The organism is Nocardioides sp. NBC_00163 (assembly GCF_045206295.1).
In the GTDB taxonomy this organism is placed as follows: domain Bacteria; phylum Actinomycetota; class Actinomycetes; order Propionibacteriales; family Nocardioidaceae; genus Nocardioides.
Genome location: NZ_CP108155.1, coordinates 2,321,350 through 2,341,146 on the forward strand (window position 1 = coordinate 2,321,350; position 19,797 = coordinate 2,341,146).

Here is a 19,797-nt window from a genome sequence, read left to right on the forward strand (position 1 = left end):
CCACATGGGATGTTTGCCCTGACCTACATACCTTGACGGAGGGACCGCATGCACGACGACCTAGGCACGCCGTACGACGGCCCGCAGCCGGCGACGCGGGTGGTCTCGCTGGTCCCGTCGCTGACCGAGGCGCTCGTCTCGGTCGCGGCGGACCGGGTCGTCGGGGCGACGGACTGGTGCGCGCATCCGGCGGACCTGGACGTGCGGCGCGTGCGCGGCACCAAGAACCCGGATCTGGCCGCGATCGCGGCGCTGGCGCCGGACGTGGTGGTGGCCAACAAGGAGGAGAACCGGGAGCTGGACGTACGCCGGCTGCGGGAGCGGGGCATCCGGGTCTGGGTCACGGACATCGAGACGGTCCCCCAGGCGATCGCGTCCATGGAGAACCTTCTCGACGGCATCGGCTGGGACCGCCCGGACTGGCTGGTGGAGGCCCGCCGGCTCTGGTGCGGGCCGCTCCCCCGGGTCACTCGCCGGGTCGTGGTGCCGATCTGGCGCGACCCCTGGATGGTGGTCGGCTCACGGACGTTCACCGGGGACCTGCTGCGGCGGCTGGGCTGGGAGAACGTCTTCGGCCAGCACGCGGACCGCTATCCGCACCTCGACCTGGCCGAGATCGACTGCGCCGGGGCCGACGCCGTGCTGCTGCCCGACGAGCCGTACGTCTTCACCGCCGAGGACGGCCCCGAGGCCTTCGCGCGGACGCCGACGGAGCTGGTCAGCGGCCGGCTGATCACCTGGTACGGGCCGAGTCTGGTCGAGGCACATCGTTGGGCAGCCGGCTGATCGCCGGCACCTGAGCCAAGCCGTTGACGACGACCGAGAAGATCAGCAGGGCGATCGCCCATCCCGGCTGACCGGCGTCCAGGAGCGCCAGCGAGGCGAGCCCGAAGACGATCACCTTCATGACCGGCCGGATCACGGGCCCGCCACGAGCCGCCTTGGGCGAGGCGAACAGCCACCAGACGAACATGGCCGCCGCCGGCAGCAGCCAGACCAGCAGCCACCGCGGTTCGTGCTGCCAGCCCCAGACCCCGAAGGCCGCCATCGCCAACAGCTCGTCGACGAACACCAGAGCCAGCACGAACCAGCCGAAGACGGGCACGATCGATCGCATGCTGCTCCTCATCCGGCCGCGAGAACGGCCAGGTCACGTACGGCATAGCGGTGGTGTTCGGCCTCTTCGGCGAGCACGACCTTGAGACATCGGCGTACGCCGTAGTCGGCGTCGGGGTCGTTGCCGATCGGCTTGCGGGTGCAGAGCCGGTCGAGCTCTGCGTCAGTGACCCCGGAGACGAACGCGCGCATCGTGCCCATCCGGGCGAGGCGGGGCTCCAGGATCTGCTCCAGCGACGGGTCGGCGTCGACGGTGAGTCCGGTGCCGGTCTCGTCCGCCCCCGCGGGCCCATAGCCGAGCGGGTGGTAGGGCTCGTCCTCCTCGAGGACCGGGTTGCCGAGCCACTTGTCGCTGGCATAGAGCAGATGGCGCTGGGTCTCGACGAACGACCACTCGTCGTCGACCCGCTGATGGAGCAGCTCCTCCGGCAGCGCCCGGACGCGCTCGAACGTGGCCGCCCAGGTCTCCTCGATCGCCGCCCAGGCCGCACGGATCTCGTCGGCGGTCTTCGCCTCACGGGCCAGCACCCGGTTGGGCTCGGCCCGGTCGAGCTCGGCCTCGACGTACACCGTCACGTCGACGTCGTTGACCACGATCCGCCCGAAGGCCCCGGCCAGATAGACGTCACGGCCGTAGCAGTCGACGATCTTCAGCCGCTCCTCGAACCAGCAGTCCCGAATCTCGAGGTCGCTGACATCGCTCTGCCGGATCAGCGCGCCCCGGAACAGGTCGCTGTTGACGTACGTCTTCTGCTCGGTGGGCATACGACATGGTCGGCCCGACCGGCGCACCCGTCAACGGACTTACGGGTCTAGCGGAAGGCGGGCTTCTCCTTGGCCAGGAACGCGCGTACGCCCTCCTTGAAGTCGGCGCCCGTGTAGACCTCGCGCAGCAGCTCCTCATCGCCCTCCGGCGAGGCCTCCGCCCGGGCGGCGTACGCGGCGAGCTGGCCCTTGGTGACCCGGACCGTGACGCCGGAGAGCGGCAGGATGCCCTCGACCAGCGCGTCGACCTCGTCGGCCAGCGAGTCGGTGACGGCGGTCAGCGCGCCGGTGGCATGGGCCCGGTCGGCGCCGACCAGCCGCGCCGCGAGCAGCATCTCGCGCACGACCGGCTCGCCGAAGACCGCGGCCGCGCGGTAGACGATGGAGGCCGCGAGCGCGTTGCCGAGCGTCTTCGCGATCGGGTAACCGAAACGCGAGTGCGGCGTCGCGACCCGCAGGTCGCAGTGGGTCGCGACGGCGAGCCCGCCACCGACACAAACGCCGTCGACCGCCGCGATGGTGACCTGCGGGAGCGCGAACAGCTTCTCGAGCAGCGCGCGGATCCAGTCCTCGTAGTCCACCGCGTCGCGGGAGAGGAAGTCGGAGATCTCGTTGCCGGCGGCGAACGCCCGGCCGCCGGTGCCGGTCAGCACCAGCACCTTCACCGACTCATCGGTGGCCAGCTCGTCACACAGATCGTGCAGCGCGCCGTACATCGCGTGCGTGAAGGCGTTGTGCTTCTGCGGCCGGTTGAAGGTCACCTGTACGACGCCCGGACGCCGCTCCACTACCAAGTCCTCGCTCACGAGAACCGAGCGTAGGGCACCCCGCGGGGTGCCCTACGCGGTGCTCATCAGATGTGCGGCTTCACCTGGTCGGTGTAGATCTTCTCCAGCGCCGTCTTCAGGCTGTCCATCTCGGTCTGGACGTCCTTGTTCTCGGTGAGGATCGAGGCCATGTGGTTGGCCATCTCCAGGTCGCCACCGGGCAGGAAGACCCGGGCGTAGTCCTGCGAGCGGGTGTTGGCGAGCTGGTCGATCGCGACCTGGGCCTGCGGGGTCTTCTTCAGGATCGCGGCGGGGTCGGCGGACTTGCGGATCGGCACGTAGCCGGTCGCCTCCGAGAACTTGATCGCCTGCTCGGGCTCGGTGAGGAACTTGATGAAGGTGCCGGCCGCGAGCTGCCGCTCGGGGCTGATGTCCTTCGGGATGCCGACGCCGGAGCCGCCGGTCGGGCAGATCCGCTCGGCCTCCGCCGGCCCGGCCGGCAGCGGTGCGACACCGACGTCGAACTTCGCCGAGGTGATCGCATTGATCAGGTCACCGGTCGAGCCCACGGTCGCACTGGCCACGCCCGCGGCGAAGTCCTGGATCTGGTCGACGCCGGCGACCCCGGCGACCTTGTCCTTGTAGACCCAGTCCTTGAGGAAGGAGAGCGCCTCGACCGACGTGGCCGAGTTGCAGGTGATGTCGAAGGACTCCTCCTTCGACCACCCGCCGCCCCAGCCCCAGAGGTTGTTCTGCAGGGTCCAGCCGGCGTAGCCCGCCAAGGCCGGGAACTGGAAGGCGAACTTCGCGCCGCTGGTCGCGGCGAGCTCGGTCTTCCACTCACCGAACTCCTCCCAGGTCTGCGGGCCCTGGTCGGAGAGGCCGGCCTTCTTCCAGTGATCCTTGTTGTAGTAGAAGAGCGGCGTCGAGCGGGCCCACGGGACCGCCCAGTGGGCGTCGTCGTAGAGGTAGTCGCCCAGCAGCGAGTCGACGTAGTCGTCGGTGTCGAACTCGAGCGCCTCGAAGAGGGAGTCGAGCGGGATGATCTGGTCGTTCATCTTGTAGCGGAACCACCACACGTCCGACAGGTTGATGATGTCGGGCAGGTCGCCGCCGGTCTGCGCGGTCTGGAACTTCTGCGCGATCTCCTCGTAGTCGGCCCCGGCCGTGACGAGCTTGACGGTGATGTCGGACTGGGAGGCGTTGAAGGCGTTGACGATCTCGGTGCTGACCTTGATCGAGTCACCCGGGTTGGAGGTCCAGAAGGTGATCTCCTTGGCCGGCTTCACTCCGCTGAAGTCGATCTGCTCGACGGCGCTGGCGCCGCCGCCACCACCGCTGGTCGACGGGCCGCCGCCACAGGCGGACAGCGCCGCCGCGGAGATGCCCAGGGCGCTGAGGCCGAGGAAACGTCGTCGGTCCAGGATCAGACCCGAGCGATGCAGGTTGGACGAGGTGTTCATGAAGCATCCTTTCCCTGTTGTGCCAACTGTGGGCTGAGAACGTCAGCCTTTGACGCCGCCCTGGGTGAAGCCGTTGACGATGTGACGCTGCAGGAACGCGAAGAGGACGAGGATCGGCAGCAGCACCATCACGGTGCCGGCCATCAGGACGCCGAACGAGCTGGCCGCGGACTCGCTGTTCTGCAGCAGCGTCAGACCGCGCGGCAGCGTCATCATCTCGGGATCGGTGATGATGATCAGCGGCCACAGGTAGTCGTTCCACTCGTAGACCACGTTGACCAGGGCCACGGTCGCGATCGACGGCAGCGACATCGGCACCACGCAGTGCCACAACCTCCGCCAGTGGCCGGCGCCGTCGAGGTGAGCCGCCTCGATCACCTCGTAAGGCAGCTGCATGAAGGCCTGGCGCAGCAGGAACGTACCGAAGCCGGTGCCGAGGCCCGGCAGGATGAGGCCCCAGTAGGTGTTCTCGCCGCCGAGGCTGCTGATGAAGACGTAGTTGGGCAGCGCGGTGACCTGCGGCGGCACCATCATCGTGGCGAGCACACCCCAGAAGATGTACTTCCTGCCGGGGAACTCGCAGAAGACCAGGCCGTACGCCGTCAGGATCGCCAGCAGCACCTTCAGCCCGGCACCGACGACCGTGACGATGGTGGAGTTGAGGAAGAGGCGTCCGAAGGGGACCTTCTGCGCGGCCTCGGCGTAGTTCTCCGGCTGCCAGACCTCGGGGAAGACGACCAGGTCGGTGGTCGCCAGGTCGCCGGGGCCCTTGAAGGAGGCCAGGAGCATGTAGCCGAGCGGCAGCACGACGACGAGCACCGCGAGCAGGAGCACCAGGTAGTCGCGTACGGTCAGCGGCGTCAGCGATCTGAATCGCTTCGGGCTTCGCTTCAGCCGCATCCGGCGTGAGGGAGCAGTCGTGCTCATCGGTAGTGGACCCGCCTCTCCACGACGATCAGCTGGACGAGCGTGATCACCACGAGGATCGCGAAGAGCACCGTGGACAGCATCGCGGAGTAGCCCGCCTGGCTCTGCTCCTTGAAGCCGGTCAGGTAGGCGTCGAAGATCAGGGTGCGGGCGCCGCGGCCGAGCTTGTCCATCGCGATCAGCAGGTCGAACGCCTGCAGGCTGTTGAGGATCGTGGTGACCATCAGGAAGAACGTCGTCGGCGAGAGCAGCGGGAGGGTCACCGTGAAGAACCGCCTCACCGGGCCGGCGCCGTCGAGATCGGCCGCCTCCAGCACGTCGCCCGGCACCGCCTGCAGACCGGCGAGGTAGATGACCGCGGCGTAGCCGAGGTTCTTCCAGACGTAGACGATGATCACCATCGTCAGCGTCCAGGGAGGCGAGTTGATCCACTCCGGGCTGTTCAGGCCGACGTCGCGCAGGACCGCCGAGAGCGCGCCGATGTTGGGGTCGAAGATGTAGAGCCAGGCGAGCCCGACGCCATAGCCGGACAGGATGTAGGGCGCGAAGACCGTCGCCTGCGCGAAGCCTGCCCCCGGCAGCTTGCGGTTGAGCGCCAGCGCGACACCCAGACCCAGGGCGAGGGTGAGACCGACGGTCGCGACGGTGAAGATCGCTGTCGTGGTGAGCACCTTGCTCGCCTCGCCGGAGGTGAAGAAGTCGCGGTAGTTGCCCAGCCCGACCGGGGTCGCGAACTTCGAGCCCAGCGTCCAGTTGAGCGTGGAGTAGTAGATGTTCTGGAAGAGCGGTCGGTAGGTGAAGACCGCGATCAGAGCGACGTTGGGCGCAACGAACGCGACAAAGATCAGCCACTCCCGTAAGCGTCTTCCCGAGAGTGCCTGACGTGGTCGCTTGGTCGTGACGGCCGTCATACCTGGCACGATCGGTGAGTCAAGCGGTTGGGTCGGACCCCGTCAAGAGTAAAACTCTCGGTCTCAAGATTTCGTTACCGGAAACTGACCGTGAACGTCATCTGGTTACCAGCTGAAGCGGAGCCCGAAGCGATCAAAGGAGCCAACGTCCGAGCAACGTGCCGTCGTGCTCGATGAGGGAGCCCAACGACACCGGTACGTCGGCGGGCGGCCCGGTGACGATCCGGCGGCCGTCGCCCGCGAGGAGCTTGGGCGTGATCGTGTGGCAGAGCTCGTCGACCAAGCCGGCCTCGAGCAGCGAGCCGAGAAGGGTCGGCCCGCCCTCGCACAGCACGTGCCGCAGGCCCTCCTCGTGCAGCCGGTCGATGAGCGCCGAAAGGTCGACCTCGGAGGTGCCCGCGACGTAGACGTTCTCCTCGCCGATCTCGTCGCGCGCGGCGTCCAGGCCGGGCGCTTCGGCCACCGTGGCGAGCCGGACCGCGCCGGGCTCGCAGCCACGGAGATCGTCGGGGATCCGGCCGCGGCGGGAGACGACGACGATCGGCGCGCCCTTGGCTTTGTACATCTCGGCGATGGCGGTCCCGGCGCCGACCAGAACGGCGTCGGCGAGGTCGCGCAGGACGTGGAAGACGTCGACGTCGACGGCGTTGTTGACCGTGCCGGAGCGGCCGTCGGAGCCGGTCGCCGCACCGTCCAGCGAGCTGACCATGTTGGCCCGCAACCACGGCAGGCGGGGCGGCGCGTAGATGGCGCGCAGGCCTTCGGGGGTCGTCGGGTCGCCGTCACCGTGCAGGAGCCTCACCCCGCAAACCTAACCGCTCAGGACACCCCGCTATCTTCATCGCATGAGTTGGTTGGTTACCGGAGGCGCGGGCTACATCGGATCGCACGTCGTGCAGGCACTGCTCGACGCGGGCATGGAGCCGGTCGTCATCGACGACCTGTCCTCGGGGTTCGCGAAGTTCGTGCCCGACAACGTCACGTTCGTCGAGGCGACGCTGCTGGACAAGTCCGCGATCGAGCAGGCGATCTCCAACCACGGCGTCGAGGGAGTCATCCACCTCGCCGGTTTCAAGTACGCAGGCGTGTCGGTGCAGCGGCCGCTGCACACGTACGCACAGAACGTGACCGGCACCGCCAACCTCCTCGAGGCGATGACGGCCACCGGTGTCGACGCGCTGGTCTTCTCCTCCTCCGCCGCGACCTTCGGCACCCCCGACGTCGACCTGGTCACCGAGACCACGCCGACCAACCCGGAGAGCCCCTACGGCGAGTCGAAGCTGATCGGCGAGTGGCTGATCGCCGACGTGGCGCGCTCCGAGGGGCTCTCGCACACCAGCCTGCGCTACTTCAACGTCGTCGGGTCCGGCAGCAAGGACCTCTACGACACCAGCCCCCACAACCTCTTCCCGCTTGTCTTCGACGCGCTGGCCAAGGGCAAGACGCCGCAGATCAACGGCGACGACTACCCGACCCCCGACGGCACCTGCGTACGCGACTACGTGCATGTCGCCGACCTCGCCCACTCCCACGTGGTCGCCGCCAAGCGGCTCGCCGAGGGCAAGGACCTCGAGCCGGTCTACAACCTCGGCTCGGGCGACGGCTCCTCCGTACGCCAGATCATGGACGCCATCCGCGAGGTCACCGGCATCGACTTCGAGCCGATCATCAAGCCGCGTCGTCCCGGCGACCCCGCCCGCATCGTCGCCACCGGCGAGCTCGCCCGGCGCGACCTCGACTGGGAGATGCGCCACGACCTGCGCTCCATGGTCGCCACCGCCTGGGAAGCCCGCCAGGCCGCTGGCGCCGACTACCCCAGCTGACCCCCTAAAGCCGAGGCGTCAACCCCGCAGGCCGAAGCGTCACACCCGCCGGTCGAGATGGCACTCGTATGCCAACTCGGCCGACGCAAGTGACGTCTCGGCCTGCAAAACTGACGCCTCGGCAAATGAAAAGGCGGCCCGCTCTTTCGAGCGGGCCGCCTTCGGTTGAGAGCCTGAATCAGGCCTTCTTGGCAGCGGTCTTCTTGGCCGGGGCCTTCTTGGCAGGAGCCGGCTTCGCGGCCGGAGCAGCCTCGGCCTTGGGAGCCTCAGCCGGCGTCTCGGCGGGCTTCTCGGCGGGCGCCTCGGCGGCGGGGGCCTCGGTCTCGGCCTTCTTGAACTTCGCGACGAAGGTCTCACCGCGGGTCGCGAGCTTGTCGTAGGTGCCGGTGGCGGAGTCGGTGGTCTCGTCGAGCTTGGCCTTGACGGTGGTCTTCAGCTTCTCGGGGAGAACGGTGTACTGCTCCTTGGCCAGGGCCGGGAGCGACTTCGGGTCGAAGCCGGTCACGGTGGACTTGGCAGCGGTCGCCTTCTCGGTCGCCTGGGTGCGGTAGGTGGTGGCCTTCTCGGTCGCCTTGGAGCGGGCGTCGGTCAGCTTGGTGGTCGCCTCGGAGCGGTAGTCGTCGACCTTCTTCTGCAGGTCGGTGGCGTAGCTCTTGACGGTCTCGTAGGCGAGGTCGGCAACGCCGGCGACGGCGTTGAGGGGCTTGGTGGTCTCAATCTTGGGCAGCGTGGGCATCTGGGTTCTCCTCGTGATGGGGTTCAGCGGTTTCATCGGCGGCCGGCGCATCGTCGGTGACACGACTGTTGAGAGCAAGGAACGAGTGGTAGACGTCGAGCAGCGAGTGCTTCTGCCGCTCGGTCAGGTTCGGGTCGGCGAGCACCGCGAGCTCCACGGACCCGCCGACGTTGGAGTCGGGGCTGAGGATCCCGGCACGGACATAGACCTGCTCCGCCGAGATCCGCAGCGCCTTGGCGATCTGCTGGAGGACCTCAGCCGATGGCTTGCGCAGACCGCGCTCGATCTGGCTGAGGTAGGGGTTGGACACACCTGCTTGGTCGGCGAGCTGACGCAGAGACATCTCAGCCGAGATCCTCTGTTCCTTCAGATACTCGCCGAGCGTGCCGACCGCACTCGTGACCTTGCTCTTGACCATGACTCCAGTGTGCTAACAATTGCTAGCAAACACAAGCCCTGGGCAACCGAAGTGACACACATCACCCACTAATTGCCTCATCAACCGGCGAAAACACCCGGAGCCACGGCACTCGCGCCTCGCTAGCATGCCGCTAGCAACTCACAGAAGCGCGCGGATCTCCCCCACCCGGCGCCCACCGCCGAGGATCGGCGCGTCCCCGGTCGCCCGCAACGCGTCGGCGTCGACCCCGTCCAGGTCCCCGACCCCGTCCCGCAGCAAGGCGGCGGCCATCACCGCCGCCCGCGCCCGGTCACCGCCGTCGTCGGCCTTCAGCGCCCACGCGCGGCCGTCGGGAAGCGCGACGGCATAGACGGCCTCGGCACCCAGCTTGCCGATCAGCCCGGGTACGGCCCGGTGCAGCGCGACCTCGTCGCGCGTCGTGCCCGAGACGTACCCGGGGTGGGACCGGATCGCCTCGGCGACCCGCGCGCCCGGACCGTCGACCGCCGAGCCGATCGTCGAGAACGCTCGCGCCAGCCCGGTCAGCGAGGTGGACAGGGCCGGTGCCCCGCAGCCGTCGACAGTGGCGTACGCCGCCTCGCCGGTGCACGCCTCGAGCACCTCCTGGATCCCCACCTGGAGCGGGTGCTTCGGGTCCAGATAGCCCTCCAGCGACCAGCCGGCCGCGACGCAGGTGGCGAGCATCGCGGCGTGCTTGCCGGAGCAGTTCATCGCCAGTCGGGTCTTCGGCTCGCCGCGACGGAGCGCCTCCTCCCGCGCCTCGACGCCGAACGGGTAGTCCTCGATGTTGCCGAGCGCGGACTCGTCCAGGCCCACGGTGGCGAGGATGCGGCGTACGCCTTCCTGGTGGAACGCCTCGCCCGAGTGGGAGGCGCAGGCGAGGGCGAGCAGGTCGGGCGGCAGGTCGAGGCCGAGGATCACCATCGCGAGGGCCTGGACCGGCTTGTTCGAGGAGCGAGGCAGGATCGGCGAGTCGACGTCCCCGAGCGACCAGCTCACGGTGCCGTCGGGCGCCAGGGAGACGGCGGATCCGTAGTGGTGTCCCTCGACGAAGTCGGAGCGGATGATCTCGGCGAACGGCACAGGTGCTGGCATGGGGGCGAGACTATGTGAGAGTTGCCCCGTGTTCGCCGACCTCCTCACCCAAGAAGCGCTCAGCGTGCTCGTGGTCAGCTTCGGCATCGGCATCGTCGTCGGGCTGACAGGCATGGGCGGTGGCGCCCTGATGACGCCGGCGCTGATCTTCCTCGGGGTGCCCCCGACGACCGCGGTCGCCAACGACCTCGTCGCCGCCTCGGTCAACAAGTCGGTCGGCGCCGCGGTGCACTGGCGCCACGGCTCGCCCAACATCAAGCTGGCGACGTACCTGATCATCGGCTCGGTGCCGTGCGCGTTCCTGGGCACCTTCGTCCACAAGCTGGCGCCGGGCGACACCGACCACTTCCTCAAGCTCGTCCTCGGTGGGGCCCTGCTGTTCGCGGCGGCGTCCTACATGTTCCGGATGTACCTGCAGCTGCGCCTGGTCACCGGCGGCAACGAGGCTCCCGAGGAAGATCCCCGCCTGAAGCCGCTGCTCACCATCGTCATCGGCGCCCTCGGCGGTCTGCTGGTCGGCATCACCTCGGTCGGCTCCGGCTCGGTCATCATGATCGCGCTGCTGCTGGTCTACCCGACCCTCTCCGCGGTGAAGCTGGTCGGCACCGACCTGCTCCAGGCGGTGCCGCTCGTCCTGGCCGCCGCGATCGGCCAGGTGCTCAACCACGGCGTCGACTGGGCGGTGCTGATCCCACTCATCCTCGGCGGCACCCCCGGCACGTTCCTCGGCTCGCGGATGGCGCGCTGGGTCTCGCAGTCGGTCATCCGGCGCGGCATCGTCATCATGCTGACGCTCTCGGGCGCCAAGATGCTCGGCGCCGACGCCACCTTCCTGCTGCTTCTCGGCGGCGCGATGCTGCTCCTCGGCCCGCTCCTGTGGGGCTTCATCCGCCAGTCGCGCGGCCTGGAGGCCTTCGACAACAACGCCGCCGCCTGGCGGCTGCCGGAGCGTTCGGACAAATAGCCTGATCGCCGAGTCGGCTCGTCATGACGAGCCGACTCGGCGATCAGGCCTTCAGGTAGCGGCGTAGCGCGTCGAGGTGGTCCTCGGGCTCGAAGCCGGTGGCGGTGAGCTTGTCGAGGGACATCACCGAGTTCAACGGTCGCGGCGCGACGCCCTCCTTGCCCGCGAAGTAGGCCTTGGTCGAGGTGGCGCCCACATCGGCCCGGTCACGCCCCGACAGCGAGAACACCTCGGCGGCGACGTCGCGCCACGAGCACGGGTCACCGGCGTTGGTGCAGTTGTAGACCCCGTACGCAGCCCCGGACCGCAGCAGGTGAGCGGTGGCCGCGGCGAGGGTGTCGGTGAAGGTGAGTCGGCCGATCTGGTCGTCGACCACGGTGGGCGAGACGCCCTTCTCGGCGAGAGCCGCCATGGTGCGTACGAAGTTCTTGCCATCGCCGACGACCCAGGAGGTGCGCAGGATGTAGTGACGCGAGGTGCCCGCGACCGCGATGTCGCCGGCGGCCTTGGACTGGGCGTAGACGCCGAGAGGCGAGACCGGCTCGTCCTCGGTGTGCTCGGTGGCGGTGCCGTCGAAGACGTACTCGGTGGAGTAGTGCACCACGGTCAGCCGGTGCTCGGTCGCGACCCGGGCCAGCAGCGCCGGGGCGGTCGCGTTGGCGGCCCAGGCGGTGCGCCGGCCGTCGGCGGTCTCGGCGACATCGACGGCGGTGTAGGCGGCCGCGTTGAGGATGAGCTGGTAGTCGGGCCACGGCCAGGCCGCGACCGCCTTCTCGTCGGAGATGTCGAGCTCGTCGAGGTCGACCGCGTCCGCGTCCGGGAAGACCGACACGAGGGCCCGGCCGAGCTGGCCGTTGGCGCCGATGATCAGCGTCTTCTTCGGCTTCATCGGGGTGATCTCGGCCAGGCGCGGGTTGGCCCTGTCCTTCTCGGAGATCTCGGCGGAGTCCAGCGGGATCGGCCAGGCGATCGCGGCGGTCTCGTCGGCGAGGTTGAGCGCCGGGTAGGCGAACCCGGGACGCCAGTGGTCGTTGACCAGGTAGGAGTAGACGGTGCGGTCCTCCAGCGCCTGGTAGGAGTTGCCGACCCCGCGCGGCACGAAGACCGCGGTCTCCGGGCCGACCTCGATCGAGAAGGTCGTCCCGAAGGACGACCCCTCACGCATGTCGACCCACGCCGCGAACACCCGCCCGCACGCGACGGAGACGAACTTGTCCCACGGCTCGGTGTGGATGCCTCGGGTCGCGCCACGGGAGGCGTTGAAGGACATGTTGTTCTGCACCGGCCCGAAGTCGGGGAGCCCCAGCTCCACCATCTTCTCGCGCTGCCAGTTCTCCTTGAACCAGCCGCGGGCATCGCCGTGCAGGGGCAGGTGGACGACCAGCAGACCCGGAATGGGCGTCTCGTCGACGCGAAGCTCAGCCACCGAGAATCACTGCCCCTTCGCGGCGTACTTGGCTTCGGTCTCGTGCTTCAGCGGCGACCACCAGGCCTCGTTCTCCTGGTACCAGGCGATCGTCGCGGCCAGGCCCTTGTCGAAGTCCTGGTACTTCGGCTCCCAGCCGAGCTCGCTGCGCAGCTTGCCGGACTCGATGGCGTAGCGACGGTCGTGGCCGGCCCGGTCGGTGACCCACTCGATGTCGTCATCGGGACGCCCGAAATGACGCAGGATCGCGCGGACGACGTCGACGTTGGACTTCTCGCCGTCGGCACCGATCAGGTACGTCTCCCCGATCCGGCCCTTCTCCAGGATCGTCCAGACCGCCGAGGAGTGGTCGTCGGTGTGAATCCAGTCGCGCACGTTGAGGCCGTCGCCGTAGACGCGCGGCCGGCGCCCCTCGATCACCTCGGTGATCTGACGCGGGATGAACTTCTCGACGTGCTGCCAGGGGCCGTAGTTGTTGGAGCAGTTGGAGATCGTCGCGCGTACGCCGAAGGAGCGCACCCAGGCGCGGACGAGGTGGTCGGAGCCGGCCTTGGTGGCCGAGTAGGGCGAAGACGGCTGGTAGGGGGTGTTCTCGGTGAACCGCTTCGGGTCAGCGCCCACCTCATCGACCAGAGGGAGGTCGCCGTAGACCTCGTCGGTGGAGACGTGGTGGAAACGAACGTCGTGGCGACGGACCGCCTCGAGGAGCACGAAGGTGCCGACGATGTTGGTCTGGACGAACGGAGCCGGGTCCGAGAGGGAGTTGTCGTTGTGCGACTCCGCCGCGTAGTGCACGACCGCATCCGACTCCGCCACCAGTGGCTCGACGACCGCGGCGTCCGCGATGTCGCCGACCACGAGCTTCACCCGATCCTCCGGGAGCCCCGCCAGCGATGCCTCCGAGGAGGCATAGGTCAGCTTGTCGAGCACCGTCACGTACGCATCGGTGTTGGCCACGAGGTGGTGCACGAAGTTGGAGCCGATGAACCCGGCCCCACCTGTCACAAGAATCCGTCTCACCGGTTCATCGTAGGCAGAATTAACCACCCGGTGGTCGCCTCGCCCCGGTGGGTTCCCTAGAACGTGGGGTGAACATCCGTAGGATCAACTGATCATGAAGGGGATCATCCTCGCCGGAGGCACCGGCTCACGTCTGCACCCGATCACTCTCGCGATCAGCAAGCAGCTGATGCCGATCTACGACAAGCCGATGATCTACTACCCGCTGACCACGCTGATGCTGGCCGGGATCCGGGACATCCTGGTGATCACGACGCCCCACGAGGCCTCCGGCTTCCACCGGCTCCTCGGTGACGGCAGCCATCTCGGCGTCAACATCAGCTACGCCGAGCAGCCCTCCCCCGACGGCCTCGCCCAGGCGTTCACGATCGGCGCCGACGTCGGCTTCCTCGATGAGTCCGAGGACGGTGTCGGCCTCGTCCTGGGCGACAACATCTTCTACGGCCCCGGCCTCGGCACCCAACTGGCCCGCTTCAAGACGATCACCGGCGGCGCCGTCTTCGGCTACCGCGTCGCCGACCCGCGCGCCTACGGCGTCGTCGAGTTCGACGAGAACCGCAAGGCCATCTCCTTGGAGGAGAAGCCGGAGAAGCCCAAGAGCCCGTACGCCGTCCCCGGCCTCTACTTCTACGACAGCTCGGTCATCGGGCACGCCCGCAACCTCCAGCCGTCCGCTCGCGGCGAGCTCGAGATCACCGACCTCAACCGGATCTACCTCGAGGCCGGCACCCTCTCGGTCGAGGTGCTGCCGCGCGGCACCGCCTGGCTCGACACCGGCACCCTCGAGGACCTCAACGAGGCCGCCAACTTCATCCGCGCCATCGAGCACCGCCAGGGCACCAAGATCGGCGCCCCCGAAGAGGTCGCCTGGCGCCAGGGCTGGCTCTCCGACGAGGAGCTCTCCGAGCTCGCCCAGCCGCTGCTGAAGAGCGGCTACGGGAAGTATCTGCTCGGGCTGCTGGCCTAGGCCGAATCAGGCCTCCGCCGCGACCGCGGCCGTCTGCTCGGCGCGGCCGAAGTCGTCCTCGAGGCGGACGATGTCGTCCTCGCCGGTGTAGCCACCGCGCTGGACCTCGATGATCGAGAGCGGCTCGGCGGTCTCGTTGCAGATCCGGTGGGCCTGGCCGACGGCGACGTCGACGGACTCGCCCGGGCCGGCGATGGTGGTCACGCCGTCGATGATGCAGGTGGCCTTGCCGTAGATGACCACCCAGTGCTCGGAGCGGTGGGTGTGGGTCTGGTAGGAGAGGCGGCTGTTGGGCAGCACCTCGATCCGCTTGACCTTGTAGCCCGGACCGATGTCGATGACGTGCCACGAACCCCAGGGGCGGGTCTCGGAGTCACCAGCCATGATGTTGCCTCATTCCTAGACACTGAACAGAAGACGCGACCATAACTGTACGCATCCGCGCACGGTTCATTGCGAACCGATGTTCACCGGTCCGTTACCCGCAGGTCGCCCACGGGAGCAGAACACTTCCGCCGGAGGGCGTCAGTCGCGCCCGTAGATGTCGCGTGTGTAGACCTTGTCGGCGACATCGGCGAGCACGTCGGTGCGCCGGTTGGCGATGATCACGTCGGCCCGCTGCTTGAACTCGTCGAGGTCCTTGATGATCTCGGAGTGGAAGAACTCCGGCTCGTCGAGCTCAGGCTCGTAGATGACCACCTCGACGCCCTTGGCCTTGATCCGCTTCATCACGCCCTGGATCGAGGACTCGCGGAAGTTGTCCGAGCCGGACTTCATGATCAGCCGGTAGACGCCGACCACCTTCGGCTCGCGCCGCAGGATGTCGGTGGCGACGAAGTCCTTGCGCGTGGTGTTGGCCTCGACGATCGCCGAGATGAGGTTCTGCGGGACGTTCTGGTAGTTGGCCTGCAGCTGCCTGGTGTCCTTGGGGAGGCAGTAGCCGCCGTAGCCGAAGCTCGGGTTGTTGTAGTGCGACCCGATCCGGGGGTCCAGGCCGACGCCCTCGATGATCTGGGGCGTGTTGAGGCCGTGGGTGGCGGCGTAGGTGTCCAGCTCGTTGAAGTAGGCGACCCGCAGCGCCAGGTAGGTGTTGGCGAACAGCTTGATCGCCTCCGCCTCGGTGGCACCGGTCATCAGCACGGGTACGTCGGGCTCGAGCGAGCCCTCGAGCAGCAGCTCGGCGAAGCCCTTCGCGGCCGGGGAGTCGTCGCCGACGACGATGCGGGAGGGGTGCAGGTTGTCGTGGAGCGCCTTGCCCTCGCGAAGGAACTCGGGGCTGAAGAAGAGCGTCGTCTCGGGGTGCTGCTCGCGCTTGGCCGTGATGTAGCCGACCGGGATGGTCGACTTCACCACGATCGCCGCCTCCGGCGCGTAGGTCACCGCGTCGGCGATCACGCTGTCGACGGTGGAGGTGTCGAAGTAGTTCGAGGCCTCGTCGTAGTTCGTCGGGGTGGCGACGATGACGTACGCGGCATCCGCGTAGGCGTCCTCCTTGTCGAGGGTCGCGCGCAGGCCGAGCTCCTTGGTGGCCAGGAAGCTGGTGATCTCGGCGTCCTCGATCGGGGTCCTGGCCGCGTTGACCAGGTCGACCCGCTCCTGGGAGATGTCCAGCACGACGACCTCGTGCTTCTGGGCGAGCAGGACGGCGAGCGACATCCCGACATAGCCCACGCCGACAACGGTGATCTTCATGTTCGGCACTGTAAGCAGCGGTTTGAGGCAGGTCACAGGAACTGTCGCGATGATGTTCCCGTACGGGAACATCGCGTAAAGTGTTCATCGTGCCGTCGCCGTACCTGACCTCACCGGCCGCCTTCGGGTCGGCCGTGCGCTCCGCCCGGCGCCGCGCCGGCCTCACCCAGAGCGACCTGGCCCACCGGGCCGGGGTCGGCCGGCGGTTCGTGGTCGACGTCGAGTCCGGCCACCCGCGCGCCGAGCTCGGCAAGGCTCTCGCGCTGCTGGAGGTCCTCGACGTCTACCTCGCCCCCACGCAGCTCTCCCCGATCGCCCCGCCCCTGGAGGACGTCGACCTCGACGCCGTCCTGGCCCACTGTCTGACCGACCCCTGATGCCAGAGCTGTACGCCTTCGCCGGCCGCCGTCGGATGGGCACCTTCCGTCAGGTCGGCGACCGGATCGAATTCACCTACGCCGAGACCGCCGGACCGACGCCGATCTCCCTCTCCCTCCCCCGCACCGGCCCGGCGCTCGTCCCGGGGGCCGCCCGCGCCTGGCTGGACAACCTGCTCCCCGCCCGCGAGGACGTACGCCGCAGATGGGCGCGCGAGCGAGGGCTGCCCGACACCGAGCCGATGACGCTGCTCGCCTCCTACGGCGACGATCTCCCCGGCGCGGTCTCGCTCTCGACCGACCCGGACCTGCCCTGGCGCCGGGCGCCGCACCCCGTCGAGGCGCCGCTGCCCGAGATCACGACCCGGCTCGCGGCGCTGCGCAACCAGCCCACCTCGTGGCTCGACCAGCGGGCCAGGCCCCGGTTCTCCCTCGGTGGTCACCAGGGGAAGTTCGCGCTGCGGCGGGCCTCGGGCAAGTGGTTCTGGCCGACGTACGAGCATCCTTCGACGCACATCCTGCGGCCGACGACACCCGAGGAGGCCTCCGCGAGGATCGCCGACCTGGGCCGGGCGCGCTCGGACGGGATCCCCGCCACCCGCACCGAGCTGGTCACCTTCGGCGCGCAGGCGGCGCTCGTCGCGGAGCGCTGGGACCGGCTCGGCGGCCGGCGCTCCCACGCCGAGACGATCCGGCAGGCGCTGGCTCTTCGGCCCGGCGAGGACATCGACCCCGGCGGCGTACGCGACCTGTTCCGGCGCCTCGACCTGACGCCGTCTCCGGGCGATGACGTCGACAGGATCGCCTTCCTGCTGGCCGGGAAACGGGTCGCCGTGGCACCGCGGCGCTGACCACGTCACGCCGGCCATCTCACCGTGCGGGTGGCGCTTCCGGACATGGCCCGTCGCCTGCGTACACTCGGATTCCTGCCCACGCGGGGATGGGACATTTCGCCGTGCCGTGGAAGCCGCCACTAGCATGGGCGCCTCAACCTGACGGAGAGGTCCTCTGGTTCCGTAATGACTGCAACACACGCCGACTACCGGCTCAGCCAGCTCGACCAGCTGGAAGCCGAGTCGATCCACATCTTCCGCGAGGCCGCGGCCGAGTTCGAGAAGCCTGTCCTGATGTTCTCGGGAGGCAAGGACAGCATCGTGATGCTGCGACTTGCGGAGAAGGCTTTCTTCCCTGCCAAGATCCCGTTCCCGGTCCTCCAGATCGACAACGGCCTCGACTTCCCCGAGGTCGCCGAGACCCGTGACCGCTGGGTCAGCCGTCTGGGCGTACGCCTGGTGATCGCGAGCATCGATGACGCCATCGCGCGCGGCATCGTCGTCGACGACGGCAAGACCTCGCGCAACCGGCTCCAGACCCCCACCCTGCTGAACGCGATCGAGGAGAACGGCTTCACCGCCGCCTTCGGTGGCGGTCGCCGCGACGAGGAGAAGGCCCGCGCCAAAGAGCGCGTCTACTCCCACCGCGACGAGTTCGGCCAGTGGGACCCCAAGATGCAGCGCCCCGAGCTCTGGTCGCTCTACAACGGCCGCCTGCACGAGGGCGAGCACATGCGGATCTTCCCGATCTCCAACTGGACCGAGCTCGACATCTGGGACTACATCGGCCGCGAAGGCATCGAGATCCCGCAGGTCTACTTCGCCCACCAGCGTCGCGTCTTCGAGCGCGACGGCATGCTGCTGACCGAGACCCCGCTCAACCCGCTGCGCGAGGGCGAGGTCGTCACCGAGCGTACGGTCCGCTACCGCACCTGCGGCGACATGACGCTGACCGGCTGCGTCGAGTCGACCGCATCCACGATCCCCGAGATCATCGAGGAGGTCGCCGCCGCCCGGGTCACCGAGCGAGGCGCGACCCGCGGTGACGACCGGTTCTCCGAGGCTGCCATGGAGGACCGCAAGAAGGAAGGTTACTTCTGATGGCCATGGACCTTCTGCGGTTCGCCACCGCCGGTTCGGTCGACGACGGCAAGTCCACCCTCATCGGGCGGCTGCTGTTCGACTCGAAGTCGATCTTCACCGACCAGCTCGAGTCGGTCGAGAAGACCTCGCAGGACAAGGGCCACGGCTACGTCGACCTGTCGCTGCTGACCGACGGACTGCGGTCCGAGCGCGAGCAGGGCATCACCATCGACGTGGCCTACCGCTACTTCGCGACGCCCAACCGCAAGTTCATCATCGCCGACACCCCTGGCCACGTGCAGTACACGCGCAACATGGTCACCGGTGCCTCCACCGCCGACCTCGGCCTGGTGCTCGTCGACGCTCGTCACGGCCTGACCGAGCAGTCGCGCCGTCACGCGGTGCTGCTCTCGCTGCTGCGAGTGCCCCACCTGGTCCTGTGCATCAACAAGATGGACCTCGTGGACTACTCCCAGGAGGTCTACAACAAGATCTCGGCCGAGTTCACCGCGTTCGCGACCAAGCTGAACATCCCGGACCTCGAGGTCATCCCGATCTCGGCGCTCCAGGGCGACAACGTGGTGACCCGCTCCACCAGCATGGACTGGTACTCCGGCCCGACGCTGATCCATCACCTCGAGCACGTCCACGTCGCCTCCGACCGCGACCTGGTCGACGTACGCCTTCCGGTGCAGTACGTCATCCGGCCGAAGTCCGACGACCACCACGACTACCGCGGCTACGCGGGCCAGGTCGCCGGTGGCGTACTCAAGCCGGGCGACGAGGTCATGGTGCTTCCCTCCGGGATGACCAGCAAGATCGCCGGGATCGACCTTTTCGACAAGGAGATCCCCGAGGCGTTCCCGCCGATGTCGGTGACCGTCCGGCTCGAGGACGACGTCGACGTGAGCCGCGGCGACATGATCTCGCGGGTCAAGAACGCCCCCGAGCCGAGCCAGGACATCGACGCGATGATCTGCTGGATGACCAACGCTCCGCTGCGTCCGCGGCAGAAGCTGGCCATCAAGCACACCTCCAACTCGGCGCGAGCGCTGGTCAAGGACATCCAGTACCGCCTGGACGTCAACAGCCTCCACCGCGACCTGGAGACCAAGGAGCTCGGCCTCAACGAGATCGGCCGCGTTCAGCTGCGCACCACCAAGCCGCTGCTGTGCGACCCCTACTCGAAGAACCGCACCACCGGCTCCTTCATCCTCATCGACGAGGCGACCGGCGTCACCGTCGGCGCGGGCATGATCAACGACTGATCAGCTCTATTCGGCTCGTATGAAGCGGCGGCTCCCTTGCGGGGGTCGCCGCTTCGGCATTCTGGGGCTGGGCGGGGCATTTTCCCGCCATGGCGGGAAAATGCGGCCCGGCCGTCCGCGACCGGCGCGCAAATTCCCGCCAT

At 68.3% G+C, this 19,797-nt stretch carries 22 protein-coding genes; 8 read left to right on the top strand and 14 right to left on the bottom strand.

The genetic code is table 11. From position 1 onward, the window contains the following. Window positions 1-48: 48 nt before the first annotated feature. A complete protein-coding gene (locus OG801_RS11175; RefSeq protein ID WP_406035762.1) occupies window positions 49-786 on the top strand; it encodes a helical backbone metal receptor in 738 nt (245 codons plus the stop codon). On the opposite strand, the gene OG801_RS11180 is transcribed toward OG801_RS11175, so the two are convergent. The 7 genes from OG801_RS11180 to OG801_RS11210 form a co-directional block, all read right to left on the bottom strand. After that, window positions 734-1,117, bottom strand: coding sequence for a YrdB family protein (locus OG801_RS11180; protein WP_406035763.1), 384 nt, complete (start codon window positions 1,115-1,117; stop codon window positions 734-736). The two genes, OG801_RS11175 and OG801_RS11180, sit on opposite strands and share 53 nt — an antisense overlap. Before the next feature lie 8 nt (window positions 1,118-1,125). Further along, entirely contained in the window at window positions 1,126-1,881 is a 756-nt protein-coding gene (locus OG801_RS11185) for a DinB family protein (protein WP_406035764.1), read from the bottom strand. A 47-nt stretch (window positions 1,882-1,928) separates the two neighbouring features. Continuing rightward, window positions 1,929-2,687, bottom strand: coding sequence for an enoyl-CoA hydratase-related protein (locus tag OG801_RS11190; protein WP_406035765.1), 759 nt, complete (start codon window positions 2,685-2,687; stop codon window positions 1,929-1,931). A gap of 47 nt (window positions 2,688-2,734) precedes the next feature. Continuing rightward, window positions 2,735-4,111: an ABC transporter substrate-binding protein gene (locus OG801_RS11195; protein ID WP_355021508.1), complete on the bottom strand. Its 1,377-nt coding sequence runs from the start codon at window positions 4,109-4,111 to the stop codon at window positions 2,735-2,737. A 42-nt stretch (window positions 4,112-4,153) separates the two neighbouring features. Next, window positions 4,154-5,038 (bottom strand): carbohydrate ABC transporter permease, encoded by an 885-nt coding sequence (locus OG801_RS11200; protein ID WP_406035766.1) that lies wholly within the window; start codon window positions 5,036-5,038, stop codon window positions 4,154-4,156. Further along, on the bottom strand, window positions 5,035-5,949 hold the full coding sequence (locus OG801_RS11205) for a sugar ABC transporter permease (protein WP_355021510.1): 915 nt from the start codon (window positions 5,947-5,949) through the stop codon (window positions 5,035-5,037). The genes OG801_RS11200 and OG801_RS11205 overlap by 4 nt, the downstream gene beginning before the upstream one ends. Before the next feature lie 133 nt (window positions 5,950-6,082). Further along, a complete protein-coding gene (locus OG801_RS11210; RefSeq protein ID WP_406035767.1) occupies window positions 6,083-6,751 on the bottom strand; it encodes a dihydrofolate reductase family protein in 669 nt (222 codons plus the stop codon). 43 nt (window positions 6,752-6,794) lie between these two features. On the opposite strand from OG801_RS11210, the gene galE reads away from it, so the two are divergent. Continuing rightward, window positions 6,795-7,772: a UDP-glucose 4-epimerase GalE gene (gene galE, locus OG801_RS11215; RefSeq protein ID WP_355021512.1), complete on the top strand. Its 978-nt coding sequence runs from the start codon at window positions 6,795-6,797 to the stop codon at window positions 7,770-7,772. A 178-nt stretch (window positions 7,773-7,950) separates the two neighbouring features. On the opposite strand, the gene OG801_RS11220 is transcribed toward galE, so the two are convergent. From OG801_RS11220 to OG801_RS11230, 3 genes are all read right to left on the bottom strand, one after another. Next, complete coding sequence (locus tag OG801_RS11220) at window positions 7,951-8,508, bottom strand: hypothetical protein (protein ID WP_406035768.1); 558 nt, start codon at window positions 8,506-8,508, stop codon at window positions 7,951-7,953. Beyond that, window positions 8,486-8,926, bottom strand: a complete 441-nt coding sequence (locus tag OG801_RS11225) for a helix-turn-helix domain-containing protein (RefSeq protein ID WP_091045907.1) — start codon at window positions 8,924-8,926, stop codon at window positions 8,486-8,488. The genes OG801_RS11220 and OG801_RS11225 overlap by 23 nt, the downstream gene beginning before the upstream one ends. A 141-nt stretch (window positions 8,927-9,067) precedes the next feature. After that, window positions 9,068-10,024, bottom strand: coding sequence for an asparaginase (locus OG801_RS11230; protein WP_406035769.1), 957 nt, complete (start codon window positions 10,022-10,024; stop codon window positions 9,068-9,070). A 28-nt stretch (window positions 10,025-10,052) separates the two neighbouring features. Here OG801_RS11230 and OG801_RS11235 point away from each other — a divergent pair, with 28 nt between their 5' ends. Then, window positions 10,053-10,988 (top strand): sulfite exporter TauE/SafE family protein, encoded by a 936-nt coding sequence (locus OG801_RS11235; protein WP_355021515.1) that lies wholly within the window; start codon window positions 10,053-10,055, stop codon window positions 10,986-10,988. Between the two features lie 43 nt (window positions 10,989-11,031). Here the strand turns inward: OG801_RS11235 and OG801_RS11240 are convergent, their stop codons facing one another. Together OG801_RS11240 and rfbB are read right to left on the bottom strand one after the other, a co-directional pair. Continuing rightward, a complete protein-coding gene (locus OG801_RS11240) occupies window positions 11,032-12,414 on the bottom strand; it encodes a sugar nucleotide-binding protein (RefSeq protein ID WP_406035770.1) in 1,383 nt (460 codons plus the stop codon). A gap of 6 nt (window positions 12,415-12,420) precedes the next feature. Then, on the bottom strand, window positions 12,421-13,434 hold the full coding sequence (gene rfbB / locus OG801_RS11245; RefSeq protein ID WP_406035771.1) for a dTDP-glucose 4,6-dehydratase: 1,014 nt from the start codon (window positions 13,432-13,434) through the stop codon (window positions 12,421-12,423). Between the two features lie 94 nt (window positions 13,435-13,528). Between rfbB and rfbA the strand changes: the two genes are divergently transcribed. Then, entirely contained in the window at window positions 13,529-14,401 is an 873-nt protein-coding gene (gene rfbA / locus OG801_RS11250) for a glucose-1-phosphate thymidylyltransferase RfbA (RefSeq protein ID WP_355021518.1), read from the top strand. Between the two features lie 6 nt (window positions 14,402-14,407). Here rfbA and OG801_RS11255 read toward each other — a convergent pair whose 3' ends face one another. Both OG801_RS11255 and OG801_RS11260 read right to left on the bottom strand, forming a co-directional pair. After that, entirely contained in the window at window positions 14,408-14,785 is a 378-nt protein-coding gene (locus OG801_RS11255; RefSeq protein ID WP_355021519.1) for a phosphomannose isomerase type II C-terminal cupin domain, read from the bottom strand. A gap of 141 nt (window positions 14,786-14,926) precedes the next feature. Continuing rightward, complete coding sequence (locus tag OG801_RS11260; protein WP_406036268.1) at window positions 14,927-16,057, bottom strand: nucleotide sugar dehydrogenase; 1,131 nt, start codon at window positions 16,055-16,057, stop codon at window positions 14,927-14,929. Window positions 16,058-16,182: 125 nt separating this feature from the next. On the opposite strand from OG801_RS11260, the gene OG801_RS11265 reads away from it, so the two are divergent. From OG801_RS11265 to OG801_RS11280, 4 genes are all read left to right on the top strand, one after another. Then, window positions 16,183-16,470: a helix-turn-helix transcriptional regulator gene (locus OG801_RS11265; protein WP_406035772.1), complete on the top strand. Its 288-nt coding sequence runs from the start codon at window positions 16,183-16,185 to the stop codon at window positions 16,468-16,470. After that, window positions 16,470-17,321 (top strand): HipA N-terminal domain-containing protein, encoded by an 852-nt coding sequence (locus OG801_RS11270; RefSeq protein ID WP_406035773.1) that lies wholly within the window; start codon window positions 16,470-16,472, stop codon window positions 17,319-17,321. The genes OG801_RS11265 and OG801_RS11270 overlap by 1 nt, the downstream gene beginning before the upstream one ends. 168 nt (window positions 17,322-17,489) lie before the next feature. Then, window positions 17,490-18,404 carry a sulfate adenylyltransferase subunit CysD gene (gene cysD / locus OG801_RS11275; protein ID WP_350660983.1) on the top strand — a complete coding sequence of 305 codons (915 nt, stop codon included), beginning with the start codon at window positions 17,490-17,492 and terminating at the stop codon, window positions 18,402-18,404. Beyond that, window positions 18,404-19,654: a GTP-binding protein gene (locus tag OG801_RS11280; RefSeq protein WP_355021524.1), complete on the top strand. Its 1,251-nt coding sequence runs from the start codon at window positions 18,404-18,406 to the stop codon at window positions 19,652-19,654. Before cysD ends, OG801_RS11280 begins: the two co-directional genes overlap by 1 nt. The last annotated feature ends 143 nt before the right edge of the window (window positions 19,655-19,797 follow it).

What these genes read in the sequence shown, in the direction of transcription:
- OG801_RS11200 (WP_406035766.1), bottom strand. Translation starts at nt 5,038, where the DNA reads ATGAGCACGACTGCTCCCTCACGCCGGATGCGGCTGAAGCGAAGCCCG.
- galE (WP_355021512.1), top strand. Translation starts at nt 6,795, where the DNA reads ATGAGTTGGTTGGTTACCGGAGGCGCGGGCTACATCGGATCGCACGTC.
- OG801_RS11185 (WP_406035764.1), bottom strand. Translation starts at nt 1,881, where the DNA reads ATGCCCACCGAGCAGAAGACGTACGTCAACAGCGACCTGTTCCGGGGC.
- OG801_RS11195 (WP_355021508.1), bottom strand. Translation starts at nt 4,111, where the DNA reads ATGAACACCTCGTCCAACCTGCATCGCTCGGGTCTGATCCTGGACCGA.
- rfbA (WP_355021518.1), top strand. Translation starts at nt 13,529, where the DNA reads ATGAAGGGGATCATCCTCGCCGGAGGCACCGGCTCACGTCTGCACCCG.
- OG801_RS11205 (WP_355021510.1), bottom strand. Translation starts at nt 5,949, where the DNA reads ATGACGGCCGTCACGACCAAGCGACCACGTCAGGCACTCTCGGGAAGA.
- OG801_RS11175 (WP_406035762.1), top strand. Translation starts at nt 49, where the DNA reads ATGCACGACGACCTAGGCACGCCGTACGACGGCCCGCAGCCGGCGACG.
- OG801_RS11260 (WP_406036268.1), bottom strand. Translation starts at nt 16,057, where the DNA reads ATGTCGCTCGCCGTCCTGCTCGCCCAGAAGCACGAGGTCGTCGTGCTG.
- OG801_RS11280 (WP_355021524.1), top strand. Translation starts at nt 18,404, where the DNA reads ATGGCCATGGACCTTCTGCGGTTCGCCACCGCCGGTTCGGTCGACGAC.
- OG801_RS11180 (WP_406035763.1), bottom strand. Translation starts at nt 1,117, where the DNA reads ATGCGATCGATCGTGCCCGTCTTCGGCTGGTTCGTGCTGGCTCTGGTG.
- OG801_RS11270 (WP_406035773.1), top strand. Translation starts at nt 16,470, where the DNA reads ATGCCAGAGCTGTACGCCTTCGCCGGCCGCCGTCGGATGGGCACCTTC.
- OG801_RS11225 (WP_091045907.1), bottom strand. Translation starts at nt 8,926, where the DNA reads ATGGTCAAGAGCAAGGTCACGAGTGCGGTCGGCACGCTCGGCGAGTAT.
- OG801_RS11255 (WP_355021519.1), bottom strand. Translation starts at nt 14,785, where the DNA reads ATGGCTGGTGACTCCGAGACCCGCCCCTGGGGTTCGTGGCACGTCATC.
- OG801_RS11230 (WP_406035769.1), bottom strand. Translation starts at nt 10,024, where the DNA reads ATGCCAGCACCTGTGCCGTTCGCCGAGATCATCCGCTCCGACTTCGTC.
- cysD (WP_350660983.1), top strand. Translation starts at nt 17,490, where the DNA reads ATGACTGCAACACACGCCGACTACCGGCTCAGCCAGCTCGACCAGCTG.
- OG801_RS11220 (WP_406035768.1), bottom strand. Translation starts at nt 8,508, where the DNA reads ATGCCCACGCTGCCCAAGATTGAGACCACCAAGCCCCTCAACGCCGTC.